At 43.7% G+C, this 17,278-nt stretch carries 14 protein-coding genes and 1 tRNA gene; 3 read left to right on the top strand and 12 right to left on the bottom strand.

Features of this window, described 5'->3' with window-relative positions; genetic code table 11:
* Positions 1 to 14 precede the first annotated feature (14 nt).
* From lptE to COR50_RS13575, 6 genes are all read right to left on the bottom strand, one after another.
* On the bottom strand, positions 15 to 581 hold the full coding sequence (gene lptE, locus COR50_RS13550; protein WP_098194482.1) for an LPS assembly lipoprotein LptE: 567 nt from the start codon (positions 579 to 581) through the stop codon (positions 15 to 17).
* A gap of 25 nt (positions 582 to 606) precedes the next feature.
* The gene (locus COR50_RS13555; RefSeq protein WP_098194483.1) at positions 607 to 1,842 is read right to left on the bottom strand and encodes a sigma-54 interaction domain-containing protein; all 1,236 of its coding nucleotides are present in this window, start codon (positions 1,840 to 1,842) and stop codon (positions 607 to 609) included.
* 42 nt (positions 1,843 to 1,884) lie between these two features.
* Complete coding sequence (gene miaB / locus COR50_RS13560; RefSeq protein ID WP_098194484.1) at positions 1,885 to 3,300, bottom strand: tRNA (N6-isopentenyl adenosine(37)-C2)-methylthiotransferase MiaB; 1,416 nt, start codon at positions 3,298 to 3,300, stop codon at positions 1,885 to 1,887.
* A 155-nt stretch (positions 3,301 to 3,455) separates the two neighbouring features.
* Positions 3,456 to 3,968, bottom strand: a complete 513-nt coding sequence (locus COR50_RS13565; RefSeq protein WP_098194485.1) for a hypothetical protein — start codon at positions 3,966 to 3,968, stop codon at positions 3,456 to 3,458.
* A gap of 23 nt (positions 3,969 to 3,991) precedes the next feature.
* A complete protein-coding gene (locus COR50_RS13570) occupies positions 3,992 to 4,771 on the bottom strand; it encodes a (Fe-S)-binding protein (protein ID WP_098194486.1) in 780 nt (259 codons plus the stop codon).
* A gap of 37 nt (positions 4,772 to 4,808) precedes the next feature.
* Positions 4,809 to 6,131, bottom strand: a complete 1,323-nt coding sequence (locus COR50_RS13575) for a (Fe-S)-binding protein (protein ID WP_098194487.1) — start codon at positions 6,129 to 6,131, stop codon at positions 4,809 to 4,811.
* 99 nt (positions 6,132 to 6,230) lie between these two features.
* Here COR50_RS13575 and COR50_RS13580 point away from each other — a divergent pair, with 99 nt between their 5' ends.
* Positions 6,231 to 6,728, top strand: a complete 498-nt coding sequence (locus tag COR50_RS13580) for a phosphoribosyltransferase family protein (RefSeq protein ID WP_098196238.1) — start codon at positions 6,231 to 6,233, stop codon at positions 6,726 to 6,728.
* Positions 6,729 to 6,857: 129 nt separating this feature from the next.
* On the opposite strand, the gene COR50_RS13585 is transcribed toward COR50_RS13580, so the two are convergent.
* Together COR50_RS13585 and COR50_RS13590 are read right to left on the bottom strand one after the other, a co-directional pair.
* Positions 6,858 to 7,805 carry a DUF2279 domain-containing protein gene (locus COR50_RS13585; protein ID WP_098194488.1) on the bottom strand — a complete coding sequence of 316 codons (948 nt, stop codon included), beginning with the start codon at positions 7,803 to 7,805 and terminating at the stop codon, positions 6,858 to 6,860.
* Positions 7,806 to 7,887: 82 nt separating this feature from the next.
* On the bottom strand, positions 7,888 to 9,612 hold the full coding sequence (locus COR50_RS13590) for a phospho-sugar mutase (RefSeq protein ID WP_098194489.1): 1,725 nt from the start codon (positions 9,610 to 9,612) through the stop codon (positions 7,888 to 7,890).
* 306 nt (positions 9,613 to 9,918) lie between these two features.
* Here COR50_RS13590 and COR50_RS13595 point away from each other — a divergent pair, with 306 nt between their 5' ends.
* Entirely contained in the window at positions 9,919 to 10,119 is a 201-nt protein-coding gene (locus COR50_RS13595) for a hypothetical protein (RefSeq protein ID WP_098194490.1), read from the top strand.
* 294 nt (positions 10,120 to 10,413) lie between these two features.
* Positions 10,414 to 11,073 carry a protein-L-isoaspartate(D-aspartate) O-methyltransferase gene (locus COR50_RS13600; protein WP_098196239.1) on the top strand — a complete coding sequence of 220 codons (660 nt, stop codon included), beginning with the start codon at positions 10,414 to 10,416 and terminating at the stop codon, positions 11,071 to 11,073.
* A 114-nt stretch (positions 11,074 to 11,187) separates the two neighbouring features.
* Here COR50_RS13600 and COR50_RS13605 read toward each other — a convergent pair whose 3' ends face one another.
* The 4 genes from COR50_RS13605 to COR50_RS13620 form a co-directional block, all read right to left on the bottom strand.
* Positions 11,188 to 13,614, bottom strand: a complete 2,427-nt coding sequence (locus COR50_RS13605; RefSeq protein WP_098194491.1) for a TonB-dependent receptor domain-containing protein — start codon at positions 13,612 to 13,614, stop codon at positions 11,188 to 11,190.
* 157 nt (positions 13,615 to 13,771) lie between these two features.
* Positions 13,772 to 16,303, bottom strand: coding sequence for an outer membrane beta-barrel family protein (locus COR50_RS13610; RefSeq protein ID WP_098194492.1), 2,532 nt, complete (start codon positions 16,301 to 16,303; stop codon positions 13,772 to 13,774).
* Between the two features lie 180 nt (positions 16,304 to 16,483).
* Entirely contained in the window at positions 16,484 to 17,074 is a 591-nt protein-coding gene (locus tag COR50_RS13615; RefSeq protein ID WP_098194493.1) for a DUF445 domain-containing protein, read from the bottom strand.
* Positions 17,075 to 17,177: 103 nt separating this feature from the next.
* Positions 17,178 to 17,251 (bottom strand) — tRNA-His (locus COR50_RS13620).
* Positions 17,252 to 17,278 lie beyond the last annotated feature (27 nt).

The raw sequence follows: 17,278 nt of genomic DNA on the forward strand, positions 1-17,278 counted from the left end.
ATATTAAAATAATGTTACCAATTCGCGAATGCCCTGTTGAAAATATCGTCGACTAGCTGTGGAATAATCTTCTCAAGCAGCCTGGGTTCGGCTTCACTGGGCGTTTGCGTCGCTGGAAAATCTTCCGAGCGGGAGAAAGTCTGGTTGCTGAAACCTTTCTTATCCCCGATTCTTTTTGCAAATGTAATCGTTACGGTTACCGTCAAACGGGCATTGGCCGGTTTGTCGACATCGGTTACGGCTACGCTGGAGAAGGAATACCCGGTAATAGCGCCTTTGAAATCATAATCAGCATTGGCTTCATTGGTTTGTGTTAACCTTGTTTGCGACATGATTTTTTGGCGCAAACCCTCCGTAATCCTTTGGCTGAGGGTCGGGTTATTTAAAGGAGCCCGGTTTTCAATAAAGTGTACATTTACAGTCTTGGCATCGTTATCGATACTAGCGCCTGTCAGCGAATATTTTATTGAGCAGGCATCTATTATAAAAATCAATCCTAGCAAGAGCCATATTCTACTAAACTTGGCCATAGAAGTTGTAAATGTAAGCGGATATTTAGAAAACATAAAATTTTTTATCATATTTTATTGAAAATTGGCCAAGGACTTAGTCGTTGATATTGTACTCTTTCAACTTGCGGTACAAGGTTCTTTCCGAGATACCGAGTTCCAGTGCCGCATCCTTCCTTTTACCTTTATGTTTTTTCAAAGCTTTCACGATTAGTTCTTTCTCCTTGTCTGCAATGGACAGGGTTTCTTCCACCTCTTCATGTTGTGCTATTTTATCACCCGAAAGCAAGATCGGTTGATGGCTACCCGCATTTTGACCGGCATTCATTTCGGCCGGCGCGTAATTATGTAATAGATCCGCATCTTGGTAGGCGGGTGCATGGGCGATGTTCGGATTTTGAAGGATATCAAAAAACATTTTTTTCAATTCGTTGACATCCTTTTTCATATCGAAAAAGAGCTTGTACAGGATATCCCTTTCGCTATTGAAATCGCCATTTTGTGACTTGTTACCGCTGTTGGCTAAGACGGGTAATTGTTGCATGGGCACTTGCTCCGGCAAAAAGCGTTTCAGTTCTTCCGACGAAACTAATTTTTCTTGCGCTAAAACGGAGATTTGTTCCGCCATGTTTTTCAATTCCCGCACGTTACCGCGCCAAGGGTAATTGATCAAGATATTTTTAGCTTCATCATCCAACTGGATAGCGGTGGTTTTATACCGTTCTGCAAAATCTACGCAGAATTTGCGGAACAGCAAGGGAATATCTTCCTTGCGATCCCTCAATGAAGGTACGCGGATGGGTACGGTATTTAAACGGTAGTATAGATCTTCCCTAAACTTTCCCGCCTGTGTAAGATCCAGTAAATCGCGGTTGGTAGCCGCGATAACCCTCACATCGGTTTTCTGAACTTTAGATGATCCTACCCGGATATATTCACCGGTTTCCAGCACTCTTAGCAAACGGGCTTGCGTACCTAGCGGCATTTCTCCAATTTCATCGAGGAAGATCGTACCGCCATTCACCGTTTCAAAATAACCTTTCCGGCTATCTACCGCACCTGTGAAAGACCCTTTCTCATGGCCGAATAGCTCGGAATCTATCGTTCCTTCCGGTATGGCGCCGCAGTTAACGGCAATGAAAGGATTATGTTTGCGTGCGCTTAATGTATGGATGATTTGAGAGAAAACTTCTTTACCTACACCACTTTCACCGACAATCAGGACCGTTAGATCCGTATTGGAAACTTGGGCGGCCACGGTTAAAGCATAATTCAATGCTGCTGAATTACCAATGATTCCAAACCTGTTCTTAATGCTTTGAATATTATCCATGTCGAATATGCTTTTATTTGTCCGGTTAATGCCCTCCTGTGTTTATGCTTCTACGGGCTCTACAACTTCTCCCAACAGGGTAGCCGCCGTGCAGTCATTTACTTTTACCATGACATATTCCCCTTTCTTGTAATGTTCCCTTGGGAATACGACAACGCGGTTTTGATCGGTACGTCCAAATAATTGTTCTTCGGAGCGTTTGGAGGTTCCTTCGATCAGCACTTTCAAGGTTTTGCCTACTTCCTGTTGCATGCCCTCCAAGGCGTGCCTGCGGTGAAGACTTACCACTTCCGTCAATCTTCTTTTCTTTACTTCGTCTGGAACATCGTCTTGGTACCTGCGGGCTGCCAATGTACCTGGGCGCTCCGAATAGGCAAACATATACGCTAAATCGTACTTGGCATATTCCATGATGTCGAGCGTATCCCGGTGATCTTCTTCCGTTTCCGTGCAGAAACCGGTGATGATGTCGGTAGAAATGCCGCAACCCGGCAGGATTTCCTTGATACGATCTACTTTCTTCATGTACCATTCGCGCGTATAAGTACGGTTCATCAGTTGCAGTACCCGCGTGCTGCCGCTTTGAACCGGCAGGTGGATGTATTTGCAAATGTTCTCGTACTTAGCCATCGTGTAGAGTACTTCATCCGTAATATCCTTGGGGTGTGAAGTACTAAAACGAACGCGTAATAAGGGGGAGATCAAAGCCACTTTTTCGAGCAATTGCGCGAAGTTGGTGCTTTGGTCCTCACCATTTATATAATAGTAAGAATCAACATTTTGTCCCAGCAGGGTCACTTCGCGGAAGCCCCTGTCATATAAGTCCCTCGCTTCTGCAACGATCGAGTGGGGATCCCGGCTGCGTTCGCGGCCGCGTGTAAAAGGTACCACGCAGAAGGTGCACATATTATTGCAGCCACGCATGATCGATACGAAGGCGGTGACGCCGTTGCTATCTAGTCTAACGGGGTTGATATCTGCATATGTTTCTTCGCGGCTCAGTAACACGTTGATCGCTTTTTGCCCGGTTTCGGCTTCTTGGATCAGCCCGGGAAGGGTACGGTAAGCATCAGGACCCACCACGATATCTACCAATTTTTCTTCTTCGAGGAACTTAGACTTCAGCCGCTCGGCCATACAACCCAATACCCCGACTAGCATCCCCGGTTTGCCGCGTTTCAGCTTGCGGAATTCCGTCAAGCGTGTACGAACCGTTTGTTCGGCCTTTTCGCGGATAGAGCAAGTATTTAACAATATAAAATCTGCTTCTTCATAATTCCTGGTAGCCCCGAATCCTTCGTTTTGCAAGATTGAAGCGACAATTTCACTATCGTTGAAGTTCATTTGACAACCATAGCTTTCTATATAGAATTTTTTCGCAAATTCATTTACCGTTTCTACCCCGGGAGCGTATGCTTCACCTTGGCGACTTTCATCGTGCACTTTTTGATCCAACATTCCATCAATTTTTGGACAGCAAAAATAATCAAATAAGTCGAAAAATGACATTATGACAGGATGAAATCCTGGTTTTATCAGATCATTTTCCTGTAAATGAAAATCCCCGCAGCATTTTGTAGCGGGGATCGGGTAATTTTTATAATCATGCAGTATTAAGCTGCTGATATTGATAACTTATCTTTCAACCAACTATCCTTGATAGGCACCAACCATTTATTCTTGAGATCTTCCAGGTTGAGAACGGTATTGTCCAGGTACAAGGTGTCCGGTGAGATATAGCCTTTTTCAAGGGCATAGCCAACTTGGGCCATCGGCAATAATTCAATTTTATCTTTCACGATGAAGCCCAACAGGAGCCGGTCGAACATATTAACATTATACTGCCTTTCGATGCTTTTTATGATTCTTACGGAACTATCGGTGCTACAACCACTTACCGCTGTTTCCGTTTCATCGGCAACGAGTATGATGGTTTGGTTAAATAATAATTTACCCCAACCTTTTACGCCTGCACCGTGTGCATTCCATTGCATCACGAATTGATCCAGTTGTTCGGTAATTTCTATCGCTTCACGTTCCATGAACGGGCGGTTGCTTTGATAAATCCAGACCCTGGAGTTACCTGCAAAATCCCCCGGTAATATATCGAGATAATTTGTTTTCATACGGCAAAGTTACGAATTCCAATTTATTGCATGCTTTCCGCTATAATTTCAGCCAGGTCCAATACTTTTACATCATCTTCTTTGCCCTGTTCTTTGACGCCATCGGTAAGCATCGTCATACAGAAAGGGCAATTCATGGCTACCACGGAAGCGCCGGTTTCCACGGCTTCTTTTCCGCGCTCGGTATTGATGCGGGTATTACCTTTTTCTTCTTCTTTAAACATCTGCGCACCACCTGCGCCGCAGCACAATCCTTTACTCCGGCATCGCTTCATTTCAACCAGCTCGGCATCAAGTATTTCGAGCACTTGCCTGGGCGCTTCGTAAACATCATTAGCCCTGCCCAGGTAACAGGAATCGTGGTACGTGATTTTTTTACCTTTAAAAGTGCCGCCGTCTTTCAGCGTTATTTTGCCTTCATTGATGAGTTGTTGCAGTAATTGCGTGTGATGCATAACTTCGTAAGTACCGCCCAGCTCGGGGTATTCATTTTTCAAGGTATTAAAACAATGCGGGCAGGTCGTTACGATCTTGGACACATTGTATGAATTTAATACCTGGATATTATTATAAGCCATCATTTGGAATAAGAATTCGTTCCCGGCGCGCCTTGCCGGGTCTCCCGTGCAAGCTTCTTCTTTACCTAGGATAGCGAATTTCATTCCTACTTTATCGAGGATCATGGCAAAAGCCTTGGTAATTTTCTGTGCCCTTTGATCGAAACTCCCGGCACATCCCACCCAGAATAAGATATCCGGTGTTTCCCCGCTCGCCGTATATTCCGCCATTGACTTTATATGCATGTTAATAGTTTTTTTAATGAAAAAGAATCTTGATGAACTAGGCATTCATCTCTATAGCCCATTTGTCGCGATCATCCGGGGAAAACTTCCACGGCGCCATGTTGTTTTCTATATTGCTGAACATGTTCGTCCACTCGGCAGGAGCCGATGAGGCTTCCATTACGAGGTGCCTTCTTAATTGCAATATGATATCCAGCGGGTTAATGCTTACAGGGCATTCTTGCACACAGGCGTTGCAGGTAGTACACGCCCTCAGTTCTTCTTCAGTGATATAATCATATAAAAGTGATTTGCCGTCTTCTTTAAAATCTTCTTTTTTATTCAGCTCTTTGCCAACCAACTCGGCGCGGTCACGGGTTTTCATCATGATTAACCGCGGGCTCAGCGCCTTGCCGGTGGTTGTAGCCGGACATGCGGCGGAACAACGGCCGCATTCGGTGCAAGTATAAGCATCGAGTAAGTTTTTCCAGGTAAGATCTTGGACATCCTTGGCGCCGAACTTCGGCATTTCTCCCGTGGAAGGTTCGGTGGGTGCCATTTCCGGCTGCATCGCATATAGTACTTCCTGCTGGATGGCAGGCATATTCTCCATTTCGCCTTTGGGAACCAAGCGGTTATAAAAGGCATTCGGAAATGCCAATATTATATGGAGGTGTTTGGAATAGGGTAGGTAGTTTAAGAATGCTAATATCCCCAAAATGTGTAACCACCATGCGCCTCTTTCTATGCCGATCAAGTTTGCATCGCTCAAACCGCTAAATACCGGGATCAATTGGCTGCTGATCCAAAAGGAGCCTGTAGCCGTATAATGTTCGTGGCCACGGGCTTGTAAGATTTGATCCGAAGTATTCATGCTTAAGAACAGGCACATCAATACAATTTCAGTGATCAAGATCAGGTTGGCATCCGTTTTTGGCCAGCCATTCAGTTCCTTGTTGGCCAAGCGTTTTACATGGATGATATTCCTGCGGATTAAAAAGATCGCGCAGCCTAAAATTACCAATACGGCCAATACTTCGAAGCAGCCGATTAATACCGTGTAAAGACTTCCTGTAAGCGGCGCGAAAAGCCTGTGTTTACCGGTAATGCCATCGAGGATAATTTCAAGAATTTCGATATTGATAATCACGAACCCGGCATAAACGAAAAAGTGTAATAAACCCACTAATGGATTACGGAACATCTTCTTTTGCCCAAAAGCCAGTAATAACATGTTCTTCCATCGTTGACCCCGGTTATCCGTAAGGTCAATGTCTCTTCCCAATAAGATGTTTCGGCGTATTTGCATCACCTTCTTAGAAAATAAGATGACGGCAATTGCAAAAGCAATTACGAATAAAATTTGTTGCATTATAGACATTTCCTTCCGATTTGACGCTTCAATTTAATGTATAATCTGTTAACAATGTTATTATCGGCCAACATTTTATGTATTTTTACAGCGGTTATAACCAAGGATATGGAAAATAAGAATGTAATACTGTCGCAAGAGGTGATCGCGCAAAAGATCATCCGCATCGCATACGAAATATATGAACATAACAGTGCCGAGAAAGGTATTGTTTTGGCCGGTATCTGGGATAGGGGATCGATCATTGCCCGCAAAATAGCGGATCAGCTCAAAGAAATTTCCGATATCGACGTGGAACTAATCGAATTGAAATTGAATAAAGAAAATCCTTCCCAAGTTGATATTTCCAAGGAGATGGATTTTACAGGTAAAGTAATCGTGGTGGTTGATGATGTAGCTAATTCCGGTAGAACAATGTTATATGCATTAAAACCCTTCCTTAATAATTTACCAAGAAAGATTCAAACTGCCGTGCTCGTGGATCGTAAGCACAAATCATTCCCATTGTCGGTCGATTTTGTAGGTTATTCCCTGGCAACGACTTTGCAGGAGATGGTAATGGTAGATACAAATGGCGAAGAGATCGTGTCCGCGTATTTGGTGTGATAGGGCTTGATCGGGTACCGTGGGGTTGATCCGTGCGGGGTAGAGAGGAGGCATGCCTTGACTCGGCGATGAAATAATTTTCCGGGGGAAAGGATTATTCATCGGTGAAATCCGCGCAGCCCGGGAACATCAGAAGAGCCAATGTCCTTTCCAGTGTCCGTCTGTTCTGTATTCCAATGTTGGCGCCGGAATTTTGATCATATTCATTACTTGGAATAATATCTTCAAGCCTTTTTTCTTGGTGGGTATTTGCGTGAAATCTATATCCGGTGAAAGATAAAATTGCCGGAGCCGTTTTACGTGGTTATAATCGTAATGAACGCCATCATATTCCCAGGTATTATCATCGCCGCCGTACATGTTTTTGCCGCCATAACCGAGGGCAAGGTTAAGCCATTTTAAACGGTGATTTTTCTGTGCGGAGAATGCAAACAGGTTAACAGACAGCCAATATGTTTGCCCGTTATAATCTTTCAATACCCTTTCCGGAAAGCCATTACCAAAAATATCATCCGTCCTGTTCTTGATAACGGGATCACCCGGATATTTTTCGCCTAGATACGAAAATTTCAAATGTATCCTTTGTTCATCCCACGCTAATTCTTGGCTCACCATTAAGCCGGTACCTAGGAGGTTGGCGCCCATATCTTTCCAAGAAAAGCCCCATTCGCTGGAGTATCCATCCAATACTTCGATGACAGATTGATATACAATACTACTGGCAGCCCCTAACCAAATTTGTTTTTTCTTCGGGATGCCGGTCCAACGCCACAATTCCCTGCTGTATTTTGCAGTCATGTAGGCGGTGAAAGCATGCCCGATCTTATCCATCTGCTGCCATTCCCTGCCATCATTAAAAAAATGAAACGAAGTTTTATCATAATCCTTGTACCAATATTGATTGAGAGCAACGAGCGAACCGGCTGTTAGCCCGGCAGTAAATCCGCCCATGATCCAAACCCTGGAAGGTACAGTGGTGTCGGGAATATCTGTAAATCTTAAACGTTGCTGTGCGGGAGCAGCAAATATGAAGGAAAAGTTGACAAACAGTAAGCATAATATCGCCCGCAGGTTCATTTTCAATAGGATCGTAGTTCAATGATGTTCCCGGCAATAAAAGTATCGCCGGGAACGGAAAAAGTTCAATATTTAGCGGGGCTTATAACTTCATGTCTGAAATTATACCCTTTATTTTTTCATTTAACTGGGTTTCTACCGTATTAAATTCGCCTTTGCTAGCCAACGGCGCACATACACTGAAATAGAATTTGATTTTTGGTTCGGTACCGGATGGTCTAGCAGAAATTTTACTGCCATCTGCCAAAACAAATTGCAAAACATTGGAAACCGGTAAATCTATTCCCGTTACTTGGCCACTTTTCAACTCCGTGATCTGTTGCGTTTGATAGTCGTAGATCTTCAGCACTTCCGAGCCGTTGATAGTGGCCGGGGGGGCAGTACGGTAACTTTGCATCATGGCAGCAATCTCTTCTGCGCCTTTCATGCCTTTCTTAGTGATGGAAATCAAGTGCTCCTTGTAAAAACCGTATTTGGTATAAACTTCTATCAACTGCTCAAATAAAGATTTGCCACTTTCCTTCGCGAATGCAGCCATTTCGCAAATCATCGCCACCGATGCAATGGCATCCTTATCACGCACATTGTCACCGATCATATAACCGTACGACTCTTCGCCGCCGCATACGAAGTTTTCTTTTCCTTCCAAGCTATGAATTAAAGACGCGATCCATTTAAAGCCGGTCAACACGTTGTAGCATTGAATTTGATGTGCAGCGGCAAATACATCGATCAATTCGGAGGTTACGACCGTTTTACAAACGAAATCATTCGGCTTGGCTAAACCTTTTTGCTTGCGTTGTTCGATGATGTAATTGAATAATAATGCAGCGGTTTGATTTCCGTTTAGCAAAATCCAGTCGCCTTCTAAATTTTTAACGGCAATGCCTACACGGTCAGCATCGGGATCCGTTCCTAAAAGGATGTCAGCATCCAATTCCTTGGCTTTCTTTAAGCCCATGCTCATCGCTTCGGCCTCTTCTGGATTCGGGTAAACAACCGTTGGGAAATTGCCATCCGGGCTGGCTTGTTCTTCTACTACATGTACTTTATCGAAGCCGAAACGTTTTAATATTTCCGGTACCAAGGTGATTCCAGTTCCATGGATCGGCGTATACACGATCTTGAGATCATGTTGTTTACGGTTCACTTCCGGGTTAATCGAAAGCGATTGTAGCATAGATAAGTAAGCATCATCAATTTCTTTGCCGATGATGTGGATAGGAGCGGCATCGCCATTCCATTTCACATCATCGATGCTGGCGATTTGTTCAACTTCGCGGATAACATTTTTATCATGCGGCGAAACTAACTGGGCGCCATCATCCCAATATGCTTTATATCCATTATATTCTTTCGGGTTGTGGGAGGCAGTGAGGACGATGCCCGCGCTGCATGCCAGGTGGCGAATCGTGAAAGACAGTTCGGGTGTAGGGCGCAAGCTTTCGAAGAGGTACACTTCCACGCCGTTGGCAGCCATAACATTGGCAGCAACTTCAGCAAAGTAACGGCTATTATTCCTGCTGTCGTGCGCGATGGCTATTTTAGGTACGCCGTTTACAACGCTTTTAAGGATGTAATTGGCGAAACCCTGCGTGGCCATTCCCACCGTGTATTTATTCATCCTGTTGGTTCCTACGCCCATTACCCCTCTTAGTCCACCGGTACCAAATTCCAGGTTCCGGTAAAAGGCATCCATTAATTCTTCCGGGTGTTCTGACTCCAAGGTTTTCACTGCTGCTATCGTGGCCTCATCATAAGGCGGTTGCAACCAGGAATTTACTTTTGACTGAATGTTTGCATCCATATAATTCTAGTTTTCAACAACTATTTAAATTGGGAATGTAAAGTAACGATAAAAAAATGTAAGCCAAAAATCAGGATGCTTTGCAGCGGAGGTGAAATATTACTAATAAATGAATAGAAACTTTAAATAATATCAAGAGAAATTACCATATTAATAGATGGTGTCGAAATATTTAAATAGGCTTTGAGGGAAGTTGTACGTATGCAAAAATCTTTCTATCTTTGCGGCGCAATTAGGGGAATTGCTAGATAGAAAATCTCCGATTGCAAGTATAAAAACATTTTTTTAAAAAAACAACCCCTAAAGATGAAAAAGATCAAATTTTTGGTAGCGATGGGTGCTATCGTGTTAGCCGCTAGTTGTAATGGAACAAACTCAAACAGGCCTCAAATTACATTGGAATCTACTGTGAACGAGCAAATTTGGCCTGATTCTGCAAAGCAAGATTGGAAAGGGTTGGTGTACATCCACCCGGTGATTGAAATTTCCATTAAAGCGAAATCGTAATCATTTCGTGGGAAACTGGAGATGTTCCTTGGAACAATTCCGGTGAAAAATCCCTTCACTACTAAACTAACGTGATTATGATGGCAGATTACAGTGATAAACGCCGGTTACATTTATAATATGTTTACCGGCGTTTTTGAATGTAGAACTGTTTCATCCCCGATCCTGCGACTAGTTGGAAGCCCGCTTTAATAACCTACCACTTATTTCCAGCTACCACCGTCATAGCCTTACTTTCCGCTTATTTTAAAATTGTATGAGGAACTGTTCATCCAAAAAATTACTTTTGCGGTTATGAGGCGGTCTTATATTGATGATTATAAACAGAAAGGATTACGTAAACAACTGGTAGACGGTATCCGTGCTAAAGGAATCACGGATGAGAATGTTTTAAACGCGATCGGTAATATCCCCAGGCATTTCTTCCTCGATAATGCTTTTGAAGGTATTGCTTACGAAGACCGGGCATTTCCAATCGGTGAAGGTCAAACTATTTCCCAGCCTTATACGGTTGCTTATCAAACCCAATTGCTGGAGGTGAAGCCGATGGAAAAAATTCTTGAAATCGGCACCGGGAGCGCTTACCAAGCTTGCGTGCTTGCTGAATTGAAAGCTAATGTTTTCACGATTGAGCGGCAACGCAAATTATTCGAACATAACAAACAATTTTCTTTCTTAAGCAAATACAGGACAATCCGTTTCTTTTACGGTGATGGATACGAGGGGCTCCCTACTTATGCACCGTTTGATAAAGTATTGGTAACGGCTGCTGCTCCCAGTATTCCTACCAAATTATTACAGCAGTTAAAAATTGGCGGCAAAATGGTGATCCCCGTCGGTGAAAAGGATGTACAACGTATGCTCCGTATTACAAAAGTTGGAGAAACTGAATACAATACGGAAACCTTCGATGACTTCTCTTTCGTACCGATGTTAAGTGGTAAAAATGGTTAAAGTATTCTGATCAAATACGGCTTAATCTACTTTATTACTATTCTTTCTACCGCTGATCTTTCCAAGATTAAATCCTTAAACTAACAGTATTAATTCCCCTGGGAATCTTTATGGCTAGCCAGCAACTTTTTTCCTGCTAAAAAGATTCGGATCGATCTTCCCGAAGCGGTAACGTATATTCAAACGTATCAACCTGCTCAAGCGTTTTCTTTCGTAATCCTGGATAAAGTTAGCCGTTTCTATATGGGAGCTGTACTGCCTTGTATTCAATAGGTCGCTGATATTTACGGCGATAACTAATTTATTATGCTTCATCAATTGCTTGCGTATTCCAAGGTCGATGCCGTTCATTGGTTTAGATGATCCCTGGGCCATAATGTTTGCCGTGGCATATCTTCCGGATAGTTGCAAGCTGAACTTGCGTGGAAGTCTAAATTGGCTGTTGAAGCTTATCTTTAAACTGGCATTTTCCCTGCTGTACGCCGCCGTATCCAAAATGCCATCAAAGCGGGCATAAACCCCGTGAAGGGTCGTGGTATGCGTCCACCAGTCCGTGATCTTCCACCTGTAGGTGGCCATGATTCCCCAATCTTGGTTGGTTGCCACGTTTTGCGGCATCGTGGTGGTAATGCCCGTCGTTTTGTTGATCGTACTGACACGGTCAACGAGATCTTCCGTCCGGTTGTAATAAAACCCGGTATTCAGGTAATTCCTGGTTTCCGGGTAATACTCTGTATAATTTAATTCCAATTTATGGGTAAAGGAGGGTTGTAGTTCGGGGTTGCCGGTACGCAGGTTCTGCGGATCGGAATCATTGATATATGGTAATAATTGGTCAAAGCGCGGGCGCTCGGTTCGCGTGGCATAATTAAATACCAGGTTGCGATTTTCTTTCAAGTCATATTTTAAAAATAAACTCGGGAAGAAGTTTAAGAACTTATTGCTTACCGGTAAATTCTTGGTATATGAATATCCTTCTAATGTGACTTGTTCTACGCGAAGTCCCGCTTGGTAACCGATCCTGCCTAGCACATTGGCGTATGTACCGTATGCGGCAAACAATTGTTCATCATAATCGTAATGGTTGGATAAATTTACACTGGTGTCGAATTGCTTGAGATCAAAATCGTATATCAAGGCCAGGTTGTTGGTGGAATGATCTCTTTTGACCGCTTTAGCGCCGCTCTCGAACTTACCTTTATTTCCTACGGGCGTCGTGTAATCTACCTGGGCATTCCAATATTGTTGCCGGCTACGGCCCGTGTTGGTCCGAAGTTCCCGCCTTATAAATGTATCGGCCGGCATGCGGAATACGTCGGTATTGTATTCGCTGGATGGATCGCTATGATTACCGGAGTGGGTAATATATGCTGTTAGTTCCTTGCCGGCTTTTTCATATGTCCTTTTGTAATACAACGTGGTACTGTTATTACCCCCTGTTCTTTGCCCGTGATTATCGCGCAGGCGGTATTGGCTTTGCATGTAATGCTCGTCGAGGTAGGAGAGGTAAAGGCTGTCATTATTACTGTTGGAATAATTACTAAGGCCTTGGCTAATCGTTACCGTGTTATGATTGTTGATATAATAATCGATTCCTATTTTACCGTTCCAGTTATGGTTACTGTAATCGTTAAAAGTAGATTGATTGAAATAGGAGCTACTGTCTTGGTAAAGGTTTTTCCTGCGGCTTAGTCCTTCTCCGTTCCCGTTACCGTTCCGCATATTTAGATGCCCAAACAAATTGAATCTCCTGACCCTTAAGTTTCCATTTACGGAAGCATTATTTTGTCCGCGGTTGTCAATCCCCGCTGTTAGCATCGTATTGTAACCCATCGCACGATCTCTTTTTAGAACGATGTTGATAATGCCGCCCCCTCCTTGGGCTTCGAACTTTGCCGAAGGGTTATTGATGATTTCTATCCGGTCGATTGATTCTGCCGGAATTATTTCCAATGCTGTTTGCGGATCTCCGAAGGGAGAAGGTTTACCATCAATATAAACGGAGATACTTTTACCGCGGATCGTCACATTATTGTCCATGTCCACGTCAACGCCCGGCAGGTTCCTCAATGCATCGGTGGCGGTACCTCCTTCGGCTGTAATGATGCTGCTACCATCAAATACTTGCCTATCTATTTGCATGCTGAATGCAGGTTTTTGCGAAGTAATTTCAACGGCGTTTAACTTTTTCCCCTGCGGCACTAGTAATATTTTCCCCAGCTGGGTGTTGGGTTGGCCAGCCACCACGTTACAAGCTGCTTCATATGTTTCATAACCCATGAAAGTGATCTTTAGCACGTAGTTGCCTGGCTCTTGAACGGGGATCGAGAAATGCCCCTTGACATCTGAATATATTCCACCGAGTAAACTTGAATCCCTTGCATGAAGGAGTACTATCGAGGCATATTCTACGGGTTGGCGGGTTTGCTGATCCTGGATATTACCTGTTACCTGGTAATTTTTTGCCTGGATAGAATCTTGGGCAAAAAGGTTTACACTTAGAAATATATTAAAGACCAGGATGTAAGCAAGGAATCTCATGTACGGGATGATAGATAGTTTAGCCCGTAAAAGTAAGCAGCGGATCGCGCTATATTCCCGATTTGTGATAAGCGGTGCTTACAATGGATTATAAAATGAAAAGGAACGGCTATTGGCCGCTCCTTCCCTGGATTTGATTGTTATAGCGCGTAAAAAACTAAAATGCCTGGATATCTCCCATGCCGTTCTCTCCTTTATTACTTTTTCTCTTGAAGAGTTGCATGTCCATTTTCCCGAAGCGGTAGCTGATATTTAGCCTGCCGATTTCAGATTCCCTCTTGCGGTAAGAGCTTTGCTTATAGCTTGCCGTTGCTAAGTCCATTCCAAATTCACGGGTATCGAACACATCCGACCAGGTAAGGGTTACGGATAATGCCTTGTTCTTCAAGAAATCTTTCTTAATCGATAGATCCAAGGTATGATATCCCTTGATCGTTCCCTGGGTGGAAGTAGGGATCATCATGTAGCCCCTGCCACCGCCGCCGCTGCTCGGCAATGCAATCGCGTCGGCCTGGTATTGATAGTTTTGTTGGAACGTGAAGTTCCAAGGTAATTTAACTTCCGAGTTGATCTTTGCCAACCAGCTGAAACCGGAGTTTTGGGACTGCTCATTGTTCGTGTTAATACTCAAATCGGTTTGGAACAGGTTCACGTTCGTGGTCAAGCTCCATATTTTAAACAGTTGATTTTTTAATGTCAGCTCGGCGCCGTAAGAATTACTCCGGTTTGCATTCACGAAGCGGGTCAACATGCTATCTCCCTGGATTGGTTCCGTGTAAGTAGAGATCATGTTGTTGGTATTCCTGAAATAAACGCTGGCCAAGAAATTATGTTGCTTCCATGTTTTCATGTAAGAAAATTCGAAGCTGTTAGTGTATTCCGGTTTCAGGTTCGGGTTACCTTCCCTTTGGTTATACGGATCGGTAAAGTCCCTGTACGGAATCAACTGGAAGAAGTTAGGGCGATTTACCCGGCGACTATAATTCAGTTGTAATTCTTGCTCGTTTTTTAACCTTTGTGATAAGTATACACTGGGGTACAATCCGGGCACAGCCTTGGTGGGTTTGTATTTTACCCCGGCGCTTTCCCCGGCATAAATATATTGTTCCGCGCGTAGGCCGGCTTGGTAACCGAAGTTGCCAATGCTGTTGGAGAAATTTACATAACCTGCATAGATTTGTTCGTTGTACTTATATGCGCTCGACAAACGATCGTTGTAAATGTCCTCACCACTATCGTTATCGCGATCAAATACCTTGTAATCGCTGGAATAATCGCGGTAAGTACCTTTTAAACCGAACTCCAGTTTACCGTTTTCGCTTACCGGGTTTACAAAATCTGTTTGCAGGCTGCCGAAAGTGCTACTACCTTTGGTTCGTTGATATTGGAAGCTAGAAGGTAGGGTAGTGTTACCGGCTCCATCGAGATAATCTGTATATATATCACCATCGCGAGAATTATTGCTTTTACTTAAACTGAAATCAGCCGTCCACTCTTTCTTGGGTTTGGCATAAGTATGTTTCCAACCCAATTGCGTGGTATAATTTCTAAATTCAAATTCACTGATCGAGTTACGGAGGTTTTCCATCAAGGGATCCTTGTTATAATTCGATGAAACTGTTCTTAGATCCTCCGTATTTTTAAAATTACCTGCCACGATGTTCTGCGATAAGGAAATCGTGTTGCGGTTATCGATGAAATAGTCTAACCCGGCACGACCGAACTGGAAGCTGCCCTTGCTGATGCTATTACTAGATTGATCCTGGTAAGAAGTATCCTTGCCCGGTTGGAAATAGGTCGTATTGGTTTCCCCGCGCCCCCAGTTTCTATTGGCATTAATGCTGTAATTGGCGAAGAAATTGACTTTTCCTTGGCGGATATTGATGTTACCGCTACCGTTATACTTTTCCCCGGTGGCAATGCCACCTTGGATCATCCCGTTGACCCCTGCTTTTTTATTTTTTTTCAGTACGATGTTCAAAATACCACTCATACCTTCCGCATCATATTTGGCAGATGGGTTGGTGATCAATTCCACGCTTTCGATCGCATCGGCAGGTATCTGATCTAAGGTAAGGGTGGAAGGTCTGCCATCCACAAAAATTGTCGGAGAAGCATTTCTTACCTTGACATTCCCGTCTATATCCACGTTAACGGCAGGGACGTTTTTTAAAACATCGGTGGCGGTTCCTCCAACGCTGGAAAGATTCCTGTCCACGTTAAATATCTTTTTATCGATCCCCAGCTGGAAATCGCTTTTCTGACCGGTTACTTCAACGGCAGCGAGTTCTTTTACATTGGGCTTCATCTTGATGTTGCCCAAGTCCTGGTCCGTTGCCCGCGGGGTAACCGTTACTTTTTTATAGATCGTGATATAACCCATGAAGTTGATCCTGGCGATCATCGGGCCAAAGGGTAATTTTTCGAAGTTGAAGTCGCCGTTGCCTTGCGTAAGCATCCCTGTAATCAAGCTGGAATCTTGCTGTTTGAGTAGGGCTACGGAAGCATATTCAATCGGCTTCCCGGTAGAGGCATCTAATAGTTTTCCGTAAACTCTACCGATTTGGGGCATATTTCCCCCGGGCATTCCCCCGGGCATTCCCCCGGGCCTCTTTCCTTGCGGCGCTTGAGCAAATACCTGGAGCTGAAAAAGCAGCAGGATAGCAAGGATGTTGTAACTGAGTTTCATTATCAAATTTGCTTTTCGACTGATTTAAATGACCTTTTTTACATAAACTGGCCGTAAATGTAGTGGCAAATCGAGTCGCTCGGGGGCGTATTTGATGAAAGGGGGAATTTTCGCTACGAACTTCTTAAAAATGAGGTCAAAAGGTATTAACATTCGTTAACACAAGCGTAGTTAATCCGGCTAAAATCCAATGGCAATGCACCATTGAATCCATCCTGCAACGAAACCGAATGCTGCGGCACTCCATTGTATCGCGGTAATGGTTTTACCCATTTTTCCGTAGAAATTTTGGGATAATTCTTCCATGGAAACCGTTTCGATCTTTTTAGCAACCAAACCCGCAATATCTACTTCTTCCGCTGTTTTGTCGAGGTACTGCCCGATTAATTTCGGGATCAGCTCATCCAGTTCACCCATCAGGGTTGCCTTCATCTGGTTAATGGTGCTGTCACCGATGAACATCGCAATCACGGGCATCTTTTTCGGTAATTTATTTCTCAGGAAATCATCTATATGTTGTTCTACGAAAGGTAATATAGCCTTGATTTTTTCCGGGGACGCGATGGATTGCTTGATGGAATCAACAGGGAATTGTTGCGCTACATATTTTCCCAAGTCATTGGCGATGGATGGCTGGTGTTTGGGTAAAATTCCCTGTAGCGTGAAGAACCCTAAGTTGACCGGGCGGATCGGTGAAAAAATCAACTTGAATATTACCCAGGTCACAAACCAGGTAATAAAGGCACTTATTACAGGGATCAAATATAGCATACCAAGCAATTTAGACTTGCAAAGAAAAGATAAATAGTTGAAAATTAGGCAATACCTGGGGCGAATAAAAAAAAGCACCGGGCAATTACCCAGTGCTTTTCGGGGTGACTGATGGGTCTCGAACCCACGACCCTCAGAACCACAATCTGATGCTCTAACCAACTGAGCTACAGCCACCATCTATTTTTTCGGAGTGCAAATATA

Source organism: Chitinophaga caeni (assembly GCF_002557795.1).
GTDB lineage: Bacteria > Bacteroidota > Bacteroidia > Chitinophagales > Chitinophagaceae > Chitinophaga > Chitinophaga caeni.